Here is a 16,116-nt window from a genome sequence, read left to right as displayed (position 1 = left end):
TGGTTGCCGCTGCACGATGGCGAGAGAGCTTATCGGTCAAAGCCTTGGCTCTGCGAGAGGTGGCGGGAATCGAAGGCGCTTCGGTGCGCCTCGGCGTACACCGACGGACTCGTGATCTGCAGGTTCGCGGACCCGATCTCGACGCCATCAGCGATTCTTGAGTCGATCCGTTGACGTGGTCAACGACGAGGCCCAGGTGGTGCGAGCGACGTCCGACGGTTCGTCAGCCGTTTGCCGTGAGGCCTTCGAGTGCTTCGTAGACTAGACGATCGGTCAACGCTTGGACCTGAGCGGGCGTCAGAGCGAGGTCGTCGATAAACGACAACGCCCGGCGCAGGCGCTTGGTGCTGTCGCGAATAACCTCGCGATGAGGCACTCCGCGATCCGGCGCAGCAAGAACGGACTTAGCCATCGCTGCCAGAAGTAGGGGATTGCCGCCGATGACCCTGCGCTCGAGCAGTTGGTTGAGATCGCTCTCTGAGAGCGCACCGAGCAACTCTGGCGCCTGTTCGAAGGCGGCCGTGCGCCACCATAGACGCCCCCAGGTATGCCGAGTCATGTCGCTAGCGATCCACCGCTCGACGTTGCGACTGCGTTGGTCGCTCCAACGCCACTCGGTCAGATCTGCGAGTGCGACGAGAGCGACGAAATGCCACACCTCGCGGCTCGCGGCTTCCGCCCAACTGATGTCTATCGCCCCATGAAGAATCGGTGTCACTGCCCGGTCAAACTCCACCCCGTCGGAGGGTGGTTGCGAGGGAAACCCGAATGGGGATGCTGCCGCCGCCAACTTGCCGTGCAGCGCAACGATGGTGGACTCGTTCACCCGCCCACCGATTTGAGCGTAGGTCTGCTGGGGGTGATGGGCGCTCGGCGTCGGAAGGCTTCCGGCCTCGAGTTCGTCAAAGAGGTCGCGTGCGTCCTGGATCCTGAGCCTCGGCCAGAGGACGGTCATCTGAATGCCCTCCCGTTCGCTCCACGACGTGCTGCTCCGGAGAGCCACGCGCGTCGCTCGGAGGGCTCTCTCGGCGGTGCATCGCCGGCACTCTGGCGCAGGTACTTGAGAACATCACCGGCTGACTCCGCAGGCCAGTCCACGCTCAGCAGCTCGTCGTGCTGCTCGGCCTCGAGCGCTAGTTCGAGCATCATCATGGCGACCTGATGGTGGATTTCCTGCGCGAGCAACCTTTGAGTTGCCGTCGGCTTCGGGGCCGTGATCGCGTCCACAAGCTCCGTGTCCCGCTTGTTGATGGACAGGAGAAACGTGCCCGAGAAGGGCGCACCGAGGTCGAGCGGAGCTGTGAGATGCCAGCTCGAGTCCGGGTCGAAGCGCGTGTGCGCAAAGTCGACGACGGCGACCGGAAAGAGGCTTCCGGACCCTTCCAGAGTGACTCGCACAGAATCCGTGAAGAACATCGACCCGACGCGCCGCGCGACTCCGATCGGTGCAGTCGGCCAGTCGGCGGCAGTTGTGAGCGTCGTCGTCAGTTCGAGCGCACCGCCGGCGCGGTTTCCAGGGATCGTCCCTTCCACAATGAGTCGACCGGCCGCCGGAACGGGCGCGGCTGAGATCTGGACCCTCATCTGGGAGGTCGAACTCGACCACCCCGCTGTGATCGCCAGAGGGAAGTCGGCCGGGAGGCCGGCTTGTTGCCGGGCGCCGTTCCAATCGGCGTCGATCACTCGACGGACTACGAGGCTGGTCTCGGGGTCCCAGCCCTCGACGTGTTCACCCAACAACACCCAGGAGTCGCCGTCGTACCGCTCCCATTGGCCGAGAGTCATCGCGTCGACAGCCGGCACTAGATACGGCTTCGCCTCGCGTCTCACAGATCCTCCGAAGCCAGGTCGAAGCGGACAGTGACGTCGGGCGCGTAGTGCATGGCGAAGCCGAACACACGTTCCGACGTCGACGGGGCGACCGTCAGCGAGGAACCGGTCGATGCCCAGACGTCGTGATCGAGCTGCCACCACCCAACGATCTGGAGTGCGGAGGCGCCGGAGGGGGGATCCGACTCGCGTCCTCCACCTTCTAGAACGACTTGGGGCGTGATCGTGAGGCGACGGGCGCCCGGCGCAGGCGGCACGGAGACATGGGCGACGACCATCGGCCGATCCCCCTGCAGCCTGACCGCAGGCCCTTCGATGATTGAAGCTCGGCGAGACTGGCGGCGACCGGAAGCTGGGCGGCTAGTCGCGCCCGATGCAGTCCCCTCTCCGCTGCCCTCCGCCTTGCCCGGGACAGCCGGATCGGCCGGGCCAACTCGCGCGACTCCGCCGACACCCAGTCCGGAGGTCGTGGACAGACCGGCGAGTTGTGCAGAGAACTGGCCCAAGCCCGCGAGAGCGACGCCCGGGCCTACCGAGTCGGGCAGGTAGGCGCCGACAGCACTCCTGATGAACGCCCTACTGTCGCGGACGACACCGCGTTGGCGCCCCACCAGGCCCCGCTCGACCCAGTCATCATGAGTGGGGGGCTCACTCGCGGCAAAGTCCGAGTCCGCCTCATGTGAAGCAAGGAACACGCCGGCATATCCGAGCAGCGGGTCGGGGTGTTCGGGCCCCTCGAAGTAGTCCACGACCAGTTCGGCGGTCCGCATTCGTGCGACGTGCCGATACGACTCCCTGATCGACGCAGCCGATCGGACGACACGACCAGGGTCACGGGCGAAAGAAGGGACCGCCGGGCAGGGCTGGATGTTGATGTGACCAGCCAACAACGGAGCCGTCTTCCGCGCGTACGGACGAGAGTCACCTTCGTGGATCCGGTCCAGGGCGCGGACGAAACTCTGCAGTTCTGGAACGGACGAGGGGCTCGGCACAGGCACGTCTTGTCCGTTGACCGCAACTCGAAACCGCATCCCCTCGGGACGTGTTGACGAGCCGGCCTTGGGCCAGAGGTGCCACAAAATGGACGATGCAAGGAACTCGCCCGCCTCCAGAGGCGTGCGCGGCGTGTCGTCGCCAGCCTCGTCGCCCTCGGCCCCGAGATCCGCGCCAAGTATGACGATGTCCGTCCCGGTACGTCCGTCATCGAATCCCGGTAACCCGAGCATGCGGGACAACTCCGCCGCGTCAGTGCCGACCACAGGGTCGGGGATGTCGTCAGTGCAGTCGCCCCACCAGTGCCGTCCGGTGTAGCGCGTGTCGCCCTCGTAGAAGCTGTGGGCGAGCGACGCCCCCATCAATCGCCGATCGTCGGCGCCGCTGTCGTCACAGTGCGTGTCGACGACGATGGCGTGTGCGTTCGAGACGCCATACAGGATGCCTTTGCCGAACCCATACGTTCCGCCGCCGTACTCCTGGTCACTGGGCTCACCCACATTGCGGAGAAACTGCACGAAGTTGGGGACAACCCCCTCCGGTGCCCGTTGATTCGCGCGCAGAGGGCCACCCAGGCCTCGGGTCCCGCGGTCGCTGATGATCAAGAGCTGTGAACCGCGCGCCAAAGCGTCGCGCAATCCTGTGTCGCGCTGACCGCCCTTCGGCCCGGGCAAGAGATGCTCGGCCCAGATCGAAGCGTCGTCGCCGAGGGTCCTAATCGTGACGGTGTAGTCCACGACCGATCCCGGCAGCCGAGCATCCCAACTGTTCTGCGCGGATTCGCGGACCAGGATGGTGAGAGGGTCGATCGGTGGTCGTCCGAGTTGCTTGGAGATGCCCTCGGCGGCGGCGCCACCCTCGGCCGCGAACTGCTGGGACCACCACTGTGGGTTGCTCATTCGGTCCACCACGAGAGCGGGTCGCCCAGGGATACGGGACGCGCGGCGGCAAGAAGTTCGCCGACCTCCACCTCGTAGTTGACGCGGCCCACGCCGACGGGCAGAGCACTGCCGACGAGGGTCTCTGCAACGAGGCGCGGGGTGCCGCTCGTGACGTGGACGATGAAGAGGGAAACCATCGTGTACGGACTCGATGTGAGTACCGGGTCGGCGAGATTGACCCGGGCGCGATTGAGGCGCTCGAAGAGTTCGTTCTTCTCGACCAGGCCTCCGAGCTTCGTGACCAGGTCCGGGATCGTCTCGCCCTCGGGGTCGGGCACCACCGTGGCCAGGAGGAGATCGAGTGGCCTGCCGTCGTGCCGGTCCAGCTGCTCAATTCCATGGACGCGGATGGACGCCGAATCGGCACCAAGTGCCTTGACCTCCAGACACCGGTCGGCCAGCTCGAAGTCGTGAGGCTGGCGAAGCGGCCCGGTCCACGCCGAAGCTGGCACGGCGTTCCCCCGAGAGTTGAGAGCGATCAGCGTGCGGAGTTCGGCGAACAGTCCGATTCGCTCGTTCTCCCGCATGCTCCCGAGTCCGCTGGCTCGAAGCAGCCGGCGCCAGCGATCGATCACCACAAGGGCCTCGGTCATGGGCTCCACGTTGCCGTCCACGGCGTCGAGGATGTCGCTGGCGACCTCCTGAAACTCGACGTTCAGCGTCGGCTCGGTGCAGCAGATGTCGAGGTAGGACCGCGTGACGCCGCTGAAGATCAGCGGGCCGTAATCAACGGACAGCACCCCGAACGAACGTTCGATCTCACTCTGCTCACTCCCGGCGATCAACAGGTGACGGAATCCGTCCTGATCGATCGCGGCGCGGATGTCCGGACCCCCGTCGACCGAGAGCGGGAACGTGTTGAAGCTCGTGCCGGTGGGTCGCTCCAGGACGCCCCACGCGGAATTGAGGCGGGCGAGTGTGGTACTCATGAATCTTCGCCCTCGTGGTCCTGCTCGAGAGCTTCGTCGAGATTCTCGACCTCGACCTCCCCGAGCAGGTACTCCGGCACCGCGACGTGGGATGCCTTGATCTTCGAGGCGCCGTCGGGCGTACCAGGAAACATGACGCCGACGCCGATGACCGGACCGACGGCCCCGAGGTTTTCGCGGGACAGCTTCGCGTGCGTGCTTTCGGGCTCACTAAGCGGGTCGATTGCGTAGAGCACGAGTAGGCCCTTGTCAGAAACCAAAGGGTCGTCCCTGCGACGCTGCTTGAGCTGCAACTCCGTGAGACCTCTCGCCTCTTTGGTGCTGAGATCCATATCGAGAGCGATGTCCGACTTGCTCATCAGAGTCTTGATGTCGGCGCGGTCGGCTCTGCCACTCTTCAGGCGTGAACGAATTGACGCCTTGACCTGGACCGGGCCCACCTGAACCCCAGCGCCCGTGCCCTCGACCACGGCGATGTTCCATTCGGTCAGCTGGGGAGGGTCTGCGCTGAGCTGTTGGGCGATGTACTTGTGGATCATCTTCGGGTCCATGTCGGGCGAGTCCTCGTGGACCTGGTACTCGGCGAGGAACGCTTGGACCGCAGCGACCGGAACACCTCGGAAGAGGCGGTCATCGTTTCCGCCGGCTCGCTTGGCCGCTGTGAGCAGTCGCCCCGCAGCGTCGAGGTTGCCCTGCAGCCAATCCTCGTCCAGGTGGGCGAAGAATCGGGTCTGAACCCGACGACCCGCGTAGGAGACCTCTGCAGGTTCGGCCGCCCCCATCTTCGCCGTGATCCGGAGTGACGGGTGGGTCCTGATACGCACGGCGACGTCGCTCGGGGTCGCGTTCTGCGACTGGTAGAGGTCGATGTCCGCGCGCATCTCGTGCTCGACCTGAGCCAGGTGGCGGAAGCCCAGCTCCAACTCCAACGTCGTCCAGATCCGCGGGAGGTCTTCGTAGCCCGTGCGGTATCCGAACCATCTGCCCATCTGCAGGAGGGTGTCGTACGCCGTTGCACCCCTCACGAACAGGCTCACGACGAGACCCTCGAGCGTGAGCCCGCGAGACAGCGTGTTGCCACCGACTGCGATGGCGACCACAGGTGCGCCGCTGTAGTCCAGGCGCCTCTCGCTCCGGAAGTTGTCCATGAGGACCTCGGTGGATGCGACGACCGCGCTCAACTGGCCTGCGACGTCCTCGAACGAATCGGTCGCCCGTTGCCACTGTGAGGCGGGCACGCGAGCCGACTCCATCTCCCACTGTCTCTTGAGTTCGTCCAGCAGGACCGGATCCCCGGACTTCAGCCGACGCAGTGTGTCATCCCGGATCTCACCCAGAGGTGCGAGGAATGAGCGGTGAACCTGCGTCTTCACCGAGGTGTGGATCAACATCGTCGAGTGTCCGGCGTCTCCCCGAACCCGGCGCGCCGCGGTCGCAAGCCAGAACCAGCGCACCGCGTCGACCACCTCGGGGGTGAACGTGGGAACGAAAGAGTCGGCATCTGCCTGCTTCAGCGGTCGGAGCAGGCCGACGGCCTGGTCCGGAATACGGCGAACCATGTCCAGGCCGTCGACGTCATCTCCGTCGACGTCGTCCCTTCCGAACACCAATTCGGGCCCGAAGTAGCCCTCCGGCAAGGGCAGATTCAGGATGAAGTCCTTGGGGTACAGGTCGCCATCTGCCGGATTGATGAACACGTTCGCAAACGGCGTCGCGGTGTAGCCGATGTAGATCGAGCGCGGCATGAGCGCCAAGAGCCCGCGGATCAGGGGATTGATGCGGGCGGTTGCGACCGATGCTTGGTCTGCTTCGTCGTCGATGATCAACACGCGGGCGGACTGCAGTGCGTGACCGGCGTGTTCGCTCTCCAACCACTTCTTGAGCCGGCGGAGCACGACCGGATTCTTCTTGACCACGGCGAGCACGACCTTGCCCTCTGCCGTGAGATACGCCGAGGGAGGGACTGTCGGGATCTGGAAATCCTTGTCCTCGTCCGTCAAAGGCAGCCAGTGGTCCAGGTTGAGGTCGCGCAGCTGCTGGTTCAAGCGCTCCTGTGTCTGCTTGCGCAGGCCGTTGTGAATGCCCGAGAGCACGATGACCATCGAGTACTCCTCGTCGGCCATCTTCGCAATGACCGATGTGAAGTTGGTGGTCTTCCCACTCTGGACGTAACCGACGACGAGACCCTTACCGTCGAACCTGACCTTCGATGGCGGTGGCGTGTGAGCGACCACCATGGTCGAAGCACGATCGACACCGTCCACGCGAGCCGCGGGCCAGTTCTCTGCTTCGAAGTAGGCCCGGAGCGGACTCCAGAACCGACTGGCTTCCGTCGGCCCCGAGTACCACTCGTTCTTGCCGGCCGTGATGATCGGCGGGCCACCCTGCTCGACCTTCTTCAGGTCGCTCTGCCACTGCCCAGCGAATTGGTCGACCTCGGCCATCGACGAACCGAATCGGGTGACCGCTGCGTCGAGGCCGTGCTTCTTCGCCCACTCGGCGAAGACCACATACATCGGATGATTCGAGATGCTCACGTCGCTGGCGGTCACGATCCGAGACTAGCGTCGGGACGGTGCTCGCTTGTCCCACACAACCGTCGCGATGCGTCGCCGCATGCGAGGTGGGCGAATTGTCCTCTGCTCATTCTGGAGACCGCGGCCGCTGCCTACTGGGTGCTGGCGAACGCGCCTTTCGCCATTCCCCGACCACCTCCTGCGCAGCAGCGTTCATATCGGCGTGCTCCCAGTACCGCAGAACAGTCCACCCCGAGTCGACGAGGTACGCATCCGTCTCGCGATCACGCTCGACGTTCCGCTCGAGCTTCGCCCGCCACCAGTCGCCGTTCGTCGTCGGGCTAGTTGCGTGTAGCGGGCATGCATGCCAGAAGCATCCGTCGACGAACACGGCGATCCGTGCCTTGGGCAGCAACACATCGGCCCGGCGGCGCGGCATCCCGGGGAGCGGATGATCGACTCGGAACCGTAGCCCCGCGGCGTGGAGAGCCTGGCGCAGGTGCATCTCCGGGGCGGTGTCACGACGAGCCTGTCGCGCCATCCGACGCGACACGGCTTCGTCCAGTGGCACCGGCGAACGGGTGACGACCGCCTGGGCCTTCCGCACTACGGGTCACCCGCCTCACCCTGGGTCCGGCCAACTCCCGCCGGCGCGCCAGCACATCAATGTGGGCGCTGCCGGCTAGCGTCTTCCTCGTGACCATCTTGGATCAAGCGCCTGCACGCAACGCACCGATCCTCCGGGTGTTGGATCTCTTCGCGGGCGCCGGTGGGTTGACGGCCGGGTTGGACACGCTCGGAGTCTTCAGGTCGGTACAGGCGGTCGAGATGGACGTGGCGGCTGCCGCGACGTACAAGCAGAATCACCGGAGCACCAACGTCTACGTCGGGCCGATCCAGGAATGGTTGCGGACCGCCGAGGTCCCTCAGGTCGACGTCGTGGTCGGCGGCCCTCCCTGCCAGGGCTTTTCGACTCTCGGCAAGCAGGACGTTGAGGACGACCGGAACTCCCTGTGGGAGGAGTACGCCAAGACGATCGTGCGTGCCCGGCCTCGCTACTTCGTCGTCGAGAACGTGGCGGCCTTCGCCCGGTCACCGCAATACGGCCGTTTCGTCGAAGCCGTCGAACCGGGTGGCATTTTGGCGGACTACGCGTTCGAGGCACGAGTCCTGAACGCCGCCGACTACGGGGCGTTCCAGGCCCGGAAGCGTGCGGTGCTGATCGGCCACCACAGGGACCTGGCGTCTCCGGGCTTCCCGACGGCGGACCACGAGGGAGCCCATCGCACGGTGCGACAGGCATTCCGAGGGGTCGCTCAGGAGTGGGACGCGATCGACCTGCCTGAGCGTTCAGTGCGATTCGCCGGGCGTGACCTCCCCGGAGTCTTCCGAACGACCGAACTTCATCTGGGACGCAGATATACGTCTGAGTCGATCCAGCGCTTCCGGTCCATCCCGCCCGGAGGCAATCGCTTTTCCTTGCCCAACGAGTTGCTCGCAGACTGCTGGCGCAAGCACACCAGTGGTTCCGCGGACGTCATGGGACGCATGCACTGGGACCGGCCGTCAGTGACCGTGAGGACGGAGTTCTTTAAGCCCGAGAAGGGGCGATACATCCATCCCGTGGCGAACCGGGCAATCACCCACTACGAGGCTGCTCTTCTGCAGGGGTTCCCTCGCTCGTATCGGTGGGTCGGGTCGAAGGTCGCTATCGCTCGACAGATCGGCAACGCCGTGCCGATTCCGCTTGCCGCCGCCATCGGTCGCACCATTGCCGATGCAGAGCGCTGAGCGCGACCGGCCTTCGTTAGGGCGCTGTCGCGATCGGAGACGCCTACGACATTGCGAGGGCCGTGTTCTCGATCGGGCCGTTCAACACCGAGTAGATCCGCCGCAGAGGCCCGGAGAGTCGTAGACCCGTTCGAGATCGCGACCCAGGAGCATGTCGACTGGCACCTGCACCTGCGGACTCGGCCACATCCCAGCCGCCCAGTACGAGCAGACCAATCCCGTCGCAACCCCGTCGGGAGACGATCAGTTCAGCGAACCGAGCCTTCACTGGATCCGGCGCGTACACCTGCAACCGCAACAGCACCGGGAACCTAGCCGATCGACGTGCAAAGCTGCTGCGTATGCAGAGTGGAGCGTTGCGAGCATGGCTACTCATGGCCGCAGGCGATGACCGTGGGCATGGCGGCAACTCCGGTTACGACGATCAGGTCGACGCGTACTACTCCTGGGATAGCAACGTACCGAACCACAAGAACCTCGGCGTCGGCGATGCCGTCGCTGTGTGGAACAAGCAGCGCCTGCTGGGCGTATCGGTCATTGAGGAGATCGAGGCCTCGCATGGCCCGAAGCTGCTCAAGCGTTGCCCGAGCTGTGGCACGACCCGCATCAGTTCGCGGAAGACGGCCTCGCCGCGGTACCGGTGCATGAAATGCCACCACAAGTTCGAGATGCCACGCTCCGACGTCGTTGATGTGATGCAGTACAGAGCGCGGTACGACGCGGCGTGGACGTCGCTCGACGGGACGCTCGACCAGACTGAGATCCGATCTCTGGCGGTAAATGCGGGCGAATTCAATGCGATGCGGCCGCTCGACTGGGGCGCCTTTTGCGACGCGCTCTTAACGAAGGGCGCTGGTCATGCAGTCGGCCGCGTGTCCGCACGCCTAGACCTCAGCTGGCCGCTGGGCACCAGCCCGATCGTGGAGCTACCCCAAGGGTTCGGTCAAGCGCTCGTCCGGGTGCGTCGAGGACAACAGCAGTTTCGCGACCACCTCTTAGCAACCCAGGGAAGCACGTGCGCCTTCACGGGGGGCGCTCCCACGCGCGTACTCGAGGCAGGACACTTGTACAGCTACGCCCAGCTGGGTACTCATTTTGAGCACGGCGGCCTGATGCTGCGGCGCGACATCCACCGACTGTTCGACGATGGGCTGCTTGCAGTGCAGCCGTCCACCCTCCGCATCGACGTAGCACCTAGTCTGGCGCGATATCCCCAATACGCACGGCTCCACGACGAAACGCTCACCTTGAGTCTCAAGGATCCGCAAATTGACTGGCTTTCCAAACACTGGGACGAGCATCGCTCCCTGCGCTCGATCATGTAGCCGTTCACATCTTGCAGCTCCGGGCCGACGCCGTGTATTGACGGCGCCGGTGATCCGGCCTCCGCCCTCGTGTCCGTGTCACCGCTGGCAGCGGGCGGCTGTGATGCCTGTGGCATCGGAGTGTCTCGACAACTCAGGTTGCGCTTGGTGGGCCTCTATGTCCATCGCTGCAGGGCTTCAGGCCGCTTGTGGGCCATCATCGGAGGATGGACGCCGACCAGTCAGCGAGCAGCAGGCTCGAGATCTCAGTGGACGAGCTGAAGTCGGCTCTTGCGACAGTGATCGGTGCGCTCGAGGAGGTTCACGGACCGACGGTGATCGTTGACGCGGACTTCTACTGGACCTTGTTCGTTCGCGAGCAGTTCGATCTCTCCACCGAACCGCCTTCGCCGACCGCGGGGCAACTGACCGACGACGTGGAATCCGTGCGCGATCTGCTGGCCAACGGCGGGATGGAGCCGCTGTGGCATCTCCTCCAGCACACGATGGGAATGCTGGCCGGAGCCGCTTCGACGACTTTGGACCACATGGTCGAGGTCCCTGCCCCGCCGAGCTACGCCTAGGCCGCGTCAGCGGACCGCATCTCAACGGCCGCATCGACGCGCATTGCTTTGAAGACCTGGTCCGAGAGCCGGCGCTTGAGGCAACGGATGGCCTCGCGGCTGGTCTTGCCCTCGGCGCGTTTGCGGTCGTAGTAGGTCCGGCCTTCGGTATCGGCGCGGATCTGAGTCAACGCGATCGTGTAGAGCGCGCGGTTGAGCTGACGATTGCCGCCCCGGTTGAGCCGATGCCGCACTGTGCGCCCCGAGGAGGCAGGTAAGGGCGCGGTCCCGTTGGCCGAGGCGAACGTGTCGCGGTTGGGGTAGCGGTGGATGTCGACGATCTCGGCCAGGAACCGGGCCGCGACGACCGGGCCGACGCCGTAGATCGCGTTGACCGCGTCGGCGTGCCCGGCGACCAGGGCAGCGATCTGGGTGGTCACGGCGCGTGTCTCGGCGATCAGCGCTAGCACCCGCACCAGTCGCCTGCGGGTCAGTCCGGATCGGATGCGTTCGTCGTCGCCGATGAGCGTGAGCATCGCGTTGACCTGCGCTGTCGTCTTGAGATGCGGGTGGGTCAGGTGATAGCCGGGGATCAGTCCGACGAGCTCGGAATGCACCTGGTTGGCGAGGCTGTAGTGCTCGACGATCAGGTCTTCGCGATAGTCGAGCAGTGCTCGCAGGTCGGCTGCGACGCCCACCTTGAGCCGAACTTCGGGCAGCCCGGGATCTCGTGCGGTGATCCGGGCGATCGCCAAGGCGTCGACCTCGTCGGTCTTGCCCTGCCCCGGGCGGGCACCGCGTTCGCGTGAGGTCATGGTGGTCGGCACCTCACGCACGTCTACTCCTGCCGTCGATAGATGCGCTGCGACAGCACGCCCGAAGTGGCCCGATCCTTCGATCCCAACGCGCACCACCGGCCGGCGAGCAAGCAGAGCAGTCAGCCGGACGAAACCTCGGTTGTCGTTGACCACCTCGAGCCACTCGACCAGCTGCCCGCGGCCGTCACACACCGCGACCGCCAGCGTGTCCTTGTGAGTGTCGATCCCCATGAACATGACGCACCTCCACGTCTTGGTCATCCGCGTGGGGATGGTGGAGCGCAAGCACCTCTTGGGACAAGTCCCAGCCCTCTATCGAGCGTCACCACCACCCCGAGGAACGCCGCTGGGAGGCATCCACCCTAAGTGAGCCACACCCTCGGTGGGCAGCCAGAAGTCGGGCCATCCCGACGGCGCCGCGGGTCCCGGAAGCCCTCCGGGACACGATCACCTTTTCAGAGGTGCCAGAGGTGTCATGGCCCCTTCTTGCCTTCGCTGAGCACACGCGCCGGTCGCGACGATGACGTCCTAGAGGTCCGGCTCCAACCTCTGTGATCGATCGCCCACGCCACCTCAGCGTGCGGCTTCGTACCCGATCCTCGATGAGCTGCTCGACCACCGGGCAATCATCAGCGCTGCGAACCCCGGCCCCGGGCTACCCGCTCGCCAGGACGACGGCCTTGCGAGTTCGACCGCGCATCTCGACAACCGCACCGGCACCAAAGCGAGCTGACTACTGCAGTTGTCACGCAGTGAAAGAAGAGTCGGGTCGCCCTCGCCTGCCGGACTCTCGATCGGACACCGGCGCACGGCTCCTCAGAGGCGCGCGGCCTGGACCTCAGGCGGTGGAGCCGGCCAAGAGCTTGGCGACATGGGTCGCGTGTTACGCGGCCATTGGCGCACCTACTTGCGGGAGGCGGTTGATCACCGCCCCCGGGATAGGTCGAGACACGCCGCTGCCGACTGCCGACGACGCATCTTGAGGCCGACAGCGCATACCTGCTTTCGAGATCGGGGAGGCGAGATGGGAAGTCAGCGCCGAGCCCGACGCGTGCGCAGGACAGCCCGCGCCGATGGGGTGCCGATCGACGAGCCCGGAGCCGCGTTCGGGATCGTCGGTCACGAGCCTGATTACGTGCTGCCGCCCGACATCGCCGACCGTATCCGGCTCGTCGAGGAAGCCGTCGCCGACGCCCGCCCAGCCGTCGCGCGGCCCGCCGTCGGCGTGCAGTATTCCGTCCAAACCTCGCCGGCAGACTTCCGACCGCTGCCTTCCGACCCGCCCACCCGTCCGTACATCGAGCCCCCGCATTACGACCCGACCGAGATCCTCCAACTCGTTGCACGGCGCCGGCGCGCCCGAAAGATCCTTCGCCGCATCGACGTCGCCATCGAGCACGAAGTCGAGCGAGCTCGCGAGTGTGGCGCGAGCTGGGACGAGATCGGTCGCCATCTCGGGATCACTCGGCAGGGCGCACGCCAGCGCTATGCCGAGCACAGCGTCCACATCACCGGTGAGCCGACCGCCTCGTCCACAGATTCGGCCGCCAGCCCACCAAACGGACCGCACGGAGAGCATGCCTTGAGGAACCCGACGAGAGGGGCAGCGCCATGGCTACCCAGTACACGACCCTGACGCCCGAGGAGGTTGCGGAGGCCCTTGGAGCGTCCCCCTGGTGGGTCCGCGAGCAGGCGCGGCGGGGGCGCATCCCGCACCTGCTCTTCGGCCGCGGCAAGATCCGTTTCTTGCCGGAGCACGTCGACGCCCTCGTGCGGCTAGTGACGGTGGAGGGCCGGCAGCCCGACGACGAGCCGTCGGTGGAGGCATCGGTCGACCTCGGAGCGCTCGGAGCGACCGTGAAGTCCATCCGCGCTCACCAGCGTCGGCCACACGTCCAGGGGGACGCGCAGCTGTACTGAGAGCGCGGCTCCAGCCGAGCGAGCCCCGAGCCGATGAACTGAGCATGGCGACACCCATCGACGCGACCGCCGGCGCGACGAAGACGATGCGCCTGCGGTACGCCGGAACGTGCCGTGTCTGCGGCGCGGCTCTCGCAGCGGGGGTGACAGCCGTCTACGACCGCGCCACGAAGACTGTCGCCTGCGTGACGTGTGCGAGCGCGGGCCAGCCCGCTGGGTCGGAGACGGTGGTAGTCACCAACCTGGAGACTCCCGAGCCGCCCGCCGAGGTCGCGATCGGCGCCGCCGGAAGCTCCGCCCAGCGCGAGTACGAGCGACGCAAGTCCAAGCGCGAGACACGGATCCGCGAGGCTCACCCCCGCATGGGCGGCCTGATCCTCGCGCTGTCCGACGAGCCTCAGAGCACGGCCGCGTGGGCGCGCGGCGCTCGAGGCGAGGAACTGCTCGGCGGGCGTCTGAACACCCTCGTCGAGCACGGCGTCCTCACGCTGCACGACCGTCGCATTCCGCGGACCAAGGCGAACATCGATCACATCGCGATCGGCCCGTCGGGCGTGTTCGTGATCGACGCCAAGCGGTACAAGGGGCGCCCGACCTTGCGGGTCGAGGGTGGCATCCTTCGCCCTCGCACGTCGAAGCTCACGGTCGGATCGCGCGACTGCACCAAGCTCGTCGACGGCGTTCACAAGCAGGTCGGTCTCGTGCGCGCCGCGCTCGACAACGCCGGTTTCGACGACACTCCCGTTCACGGCTTGCTCTGCTTCGTCGAGGCGGACTGGCCGCTGTTCGGTGGCTCGTTCGTCATCGAGGGCGTAGACGTCCTCTGGCCCAAGAAGGCCGCCGAGCGGCTAGTCAGCCCAGGGCCGATCGACGGAGCCCGCGTCGGCGCGATCCACGGCGCTCTCGCTGCGGCGTTCCCCGTCGCCTGACCAAGTCAGCGTGGGCACGTGGCCCGAGCACTGTTGCCGATCGGGAGGTGTGATCGTTCTGTCTAGTGACGTCGGGACAATGGTCGCCACCGTGTAGCGCAGAGACGTCCCGCTATAGGTCCGCGCCGAGCGATGTCCAGGCCGCCGCAACGACCTCGGCGGCATCAGCCGCAGTCACGTCGAGCAGTGTCTGGTGGCCGAGCGACGCGCGCCACGCGGTCTCGCTCGGTGCTGGCTGGAATACGGAGGGCGACGGCGGCCGCGACGACGGGCCGTACTGGCGATAGAGCGCGAGGGCGCCAGGCGTGATGAGACCGCGGGTGGCCATCGCCCAGAGATCGAAGAGGTCGCGCTCCGCACGCCGATCGAACCAGGCGGACATCTTCATCGCGACGGCTGCATCCGGAGTGGGCACCACCAGCGTGGCCGGCTGAGCGTCCGGGTAGCGCTGCAGGATCGGCTGCCGCACGGTCGGCCAGGGAGGACGACCCGCCGTGTCAACGAGTTGGAACTTGATCACCGCACCCGTGCCGGTGGTCAAGGTGACGTCTTCGGCGTCCCGCGCGTCACGTGGGTCCTTCGACCAGCTCGCACCCAGGAATGGCCGTGCGATGTCAGCGTCGATCGCTCGAGCGAGCGCGTCGGCACCGTCCCGCCGTCGGCCAATCACCATCAGGTCGACGTCCTCGCTCAACCGCGCGTCAGGCAACCATGTGCGCGAGAGCGCAGTCCCGCCGTAGAAGATGAAGCGATCCTGGGCTCGCCGCGAGATGGACGCGAGGATGTGCGAGATGACGTGGTCCCGCCGCACCTGGTCCAGGTCGACGCCGAATCGCTCAGCAACGTCGTAGATGGCCGCTTCGGTCACCGTTCGACCTCACGCCTGACACGCCCCAGGACCGGCTCGGTCACAGTTCGACCGCGTTGCGCGGCCGCAAGCTCCTCGATCCGGTCCCAATCGGCGGCCCGCCCAAGCGTCAGCATCGTGGCGTGCCGATCGGCGTCGTTGATGGTGCGATCACGGGCAAGGTCGACGAGGGTCTGCTCGGGCGTCGTCACCATGGCGACTCCGAGCTCTGTCGCTATCGGCTGGAGGTCGAGAGCATCGAGGTCGCGCTGGACAAAGTGGATCACCGCATCGCGACGGTCGGTCAACGGCACGTCGCGATGGCGTCGCGGGGCGGCCACCGTGGCGTGACCGCGGGCACGAGGGGCTGCCCCGAGCAGCCGGGCGGCGGTCATGCCCATCAGTGCTGCGGCGCGGTCACCGAAGATTGCCGTGGCCACGGCGGCAGCGGCCGCCTCTAGCCCTGGCCTCCACCGCACCTGGTCGTGCGCGTCGTCCGGCACGGCGACGTACGTTCCGTACGCAACCTTGTGCACCTCGCCCTTCGCGGCGCGGTCTCGCAGGACGGCCCGCGGATTGACGAAGTGCTGTTCGAGATCGGCCGGTCTCACGGTCCGCATCGGGCGCACGGCGAGGCGCGTCTCAACCACTCGCCTGTCGTTCATCACGCTCAGCCTCCTCCGCGATTCTGCTCAAAGTGTAGCCTCAAGGACTACACTTCGCGCAAATATCACC

The 16,116-nt window shown here is 66.1% G+C and carries 15 protein-coding genes; 6 read left to right on the top strand and 9 right to left on the bottom strand.

Annotated features, from left to right (window positions below; genetic code table 11):
- Positions 1–223: 223 nt before the first annotated feature.
- The 6 genes from RYN42_RS02785 to RYN42_RS02760 form a co-directional block, all read right to left on the bottom strand.
- Complete coding sequence (locus tag RYN42_RS02785; RefSeq protein ID WP_315093523.1) at positions 224–955, bottom strand: DUF6339 family protein; 732 nt, start codon at positions 953–955, stop codon at positions 224–226.
- Positions 952–1,830, bottom strand: coding sequence for a hypothetical protein (locus RYN42_RS02780; RefSeq protein ID WP_315093521.1), 879 nt, complete (start codon positions 1,828–1,830; stop codon positions 952–954). The genes RYN42_RS02785 and RYN42_RS02780 overlap by 4 nt, the downstream gene beginning before the upstream one ends.
- Positions 1,827–3,722: a hypothetical protein gene (locus RYN42_RS02775; protein WP_315093519.1), complete on the bottom strand. Its 1,896-nt coding sequence runs from the start codon at positions 3,720–3,722 to the stop codon at positions 1,827–1,829. The genes RYN42_RS02780 and RYN42_RS02775 overlap by 4 nt, the downstream gene beginning before the upstream one ends.
- Positions 3,719–4,693 (bottom strand): PD-(D/E)XK motif protein, encoded by a 975-nt coding sequence (locus RYN42_RS02770; protein ID WP_315093517.1) that lies wholly within the window; start codon positions 4,691–4,693, stop codon positions 3,719–3,721. Before RYN42_RS02770 ends, RYN42_RS02775 begins: the two co-directional genes overlap by 4 nt.
- Complete coding sequence (locus tag RYN42_RS02765; protein ID WP_315093516.1) at positions 4,690–7,245, bottom strand: Z1 domain-containing protein; 2,556 nt, start codon at positions 7,243–7,245, stop codon at positions 4,690–4,692. Before RYN42_RS02765 ends, RYN42_RS02770 begins: the two co-directional genes overlap by 4 nt.
- Before the next feature lie 91 nt (positions 7,246–7,336).
- Positions 7,337–7,762, bottom strand: a complete 426-nt coding sequence (locus RYN42_RS02760) for a very short patch repair endonuclease (protein ID WP_315093604.1) — start codon at positions 7,760–7,762, stop codon at positions 7,337–7,339.
- Between the two features lie 143 nt (positions 7,763–7,905).
- Between RYN42_RS02760 and RYN42_RS02755 the strand changes: the two genes are divergently transcribed.
- The 3 genes from RYN42_RS02755 (at position 7,906) to RYN42_RS02745 (ending at position 10,888) form a co-directional block, all read left to right on the top strand.
- Positions 7,906–9,000 carry a DNA cytosine methyltransferase gene (locus RYN42_RS02755; protein WP_315093514.1) on the top strand — a complete coding sequence of 365 codons (1,095 nt, stop codon included), beginning with the start codon at positions 7,906–7,908 and terminating at the stop codon, positions 8,998–9,000.
- Between the two features lie 374 nt (positions 9,001–9,374).
- Positions 9,375–10,325, top strand: coding sequence for an HNH endonuclease signature motif containing protein (locus RYN42_RS02750; RefSeq protein ID WP_315093513.1), 951 nt, complete (start codon positions 9,375–9,377; stop codon positions 10,323–10,325).
- A 206-nt stretch (positions 10,326–10,531) separates the two neighbouring features.
- Positions 10,532–10,888 carry a hypothetical protein gene (locus RYN42_RS02745; RefSeq protein ID WP_315093512.1) on the top strand — a complete coding sequence of 119 codons (357 nt, stop codon included), beginning with the start codon at positions 10,532–10,534 and terminating at the stop codon, positions 10,886–10,888.
- On the opposite strand, the gene RYN42_RS02740 is transcribed toward RYN42_RS02745, so the two are convergent.
- A complete protein-coding gene (locus tag RYN42_RS02740; RefSeq protein WP_315093510.1) occupies positions 10,885–11,922 on the bottom strand; it encodes an IS110 family transposase in 1,038 nt (345 codons plus the stop codon). The genes RYN42_RS02745 and RYN42_RS02740 overlap by 4 nt on opposite strands.
- Before the next feature lie 841 nt (positions 11,923–12,763).
- On the opposite strand from RYN42_RS02740, the gene RYN42_RS02735 reads away from it, so the two are divergent.
- From RYN42_RS02735 to RYN42_RS02725, 3 genes are all read left to right on the top strand, one after another.
- Positions 12,764–13,321 (top strand): hypothetical protein, encoded by a 558-nt coding sequence (locus tag RYN42_RS02735; protein ID WP_315093509.1) that lies wholly within the window; start codon positions 12,764–12,766, stop codon positions 13,319–13,321.
- On the top strand, positions 13,297–13,605 hold the full coding sequence (locus RYN42_RS02730) for a helix-turn-helix domain-containing protein (protein WP_315093508.1): 309 nt from the start codon (positions 13,297–13,299) through the stop codon (positions 13,603–13,605). The genes RYN42_RS02735 and RYN42_RS02730 overlap by 25 nt, the downstream gene beginning before the upstream one ends.
- 86 nt (positions 13,606–13,691) lie before the next feature.
- Positions 13,692–14,534: a nuclease-related domain-containing protein gene (locus tag RYN42_RS02725; RefSeq protein ID WP_315093506.1), complete on the top strand. Its 843-nt coding sequence runs from the start codon at positions 13,692–13,694 to the stop codon at positions 14,532–14,534.
- Positions 14,535–14,646: 112 nt separating this feature from the next.
- Here RYN42_RS02725 and RYN42_RS02720 read toward each other — a convergent pair whose 3' ends face one another.
- The gene (locus RYN42_RS02720) at positions 14,647–15,402 is read right to left on the bottom strand and encodes a nucleotidyl transferase AbiEii/AbiGii toxin family protein (protein ID WP_315093504.1); all 756 of its coding nucleotides are present in this window, start codon (positions 15,400–15,402) and stop codon (positions 14,647–14,649) included.
- On the bottom strand, positions 15,399–16,046 hold the full coding sequence (locus tag RYN42_RS02715) for a type IV toxin-antitoxin system AbiEi family antitoxin (RefSeq protein WP_315093603.1): 648 nt from the start codon (positions 16,044–16,046) through the stop codon (positions 15,399–15,401). The genes RYN42_RS02720 and RYN42_RS02715 overlap by 4 nt, the downstream gene beginning before the upstream one ends.
- Between the last annotated feature and the right edge of the window lie 70 nt (positions 16,047–16,116).

Source organism: uncultured Cellulomonas sp., assembly GCF_963527515.1.
Lineage (GTDB): Bacteria > Actinomycetota > Actinomycetes > Actinomycetales > Cellulomonadaceae > Cellulomonas.
The sequence above is the reverse complement of the archived record's forward strand: the minus strand, read 5'-3'. Positions and strand labels throughout refer to the sequence as shown.

What these genes read in the sequence shown, in the direction of transcription:
- RYN42_RS02770 (WP_315093517.1), bottom strand. Translation starts at nt 4,693, where the DNA reads ATGAGTACCACACTCGCCCGCCTCAATTCCGCGTGGGGCGTCCTGGAG.
- RYN42_RS02750 (WP_315093513.1), top strand. Translation starts at nt 9,375, where the DNA reads ATGGCCGCAGGCGATGACCGTGGGCATGGCGGCAACTCCGGTTACGAC.
- RYN42_RS02775 (WP_315093519.1), bottom strand. Translation starts at nt 3,722, where the DNA reads ATGAGCAACCCACAGTGGTGGTCCCAGCAGTTCGCGGCCGAGGGTGGC.
- RYN42_RS02730 (WP_315093508.1), top strand. Translation starts at nt 13,297, where the DNA reads ATGGCTACCCAGTACACGACCCTGACGCCCGAGGAGGTTGCGGAGGCC.
- RYN42_RS02785 (WP_315093523.1), bottom strand. Translation starts at nt 955, where the DNA reads ATGACCGTCCTCTGGCCGAGGCTCAGGATCCAGGACGCACGCGACCTC.
- RYN42_RS02725 (WP_315093506.1), top strand. Translation starts at nt 13,692, where the DNA reads ATGCGCCTGCGGTACGCCGGAACGTGCCGTGTCTGCGGCGCGGCTCTC.
- RYN42_RS02740 (WP_315093510.1), bottom strand. Translation starts at nt 11,922, where the DNA reads ATGTTCATGGGGATCGACACTCACAAGGACACGCTGGCGGTCGCGGTG.
- RYN42_RS02745 (WP_315093512.1), top strand. Translation starts at nt 10,532, where the DNA reads ATGGACGCCGACCAGTCAGCGAGCAGCAGGCTCGAGATCTCAGTGGAC.
- RYN42_RS02715 (WP_315093603.1), bottom strand. Translation starts at nt 16,046, where the DNA reads ATGAACGACAGGCGAGTGGTTGAGACGCGCCTCGCCGTGCGCCCGATG.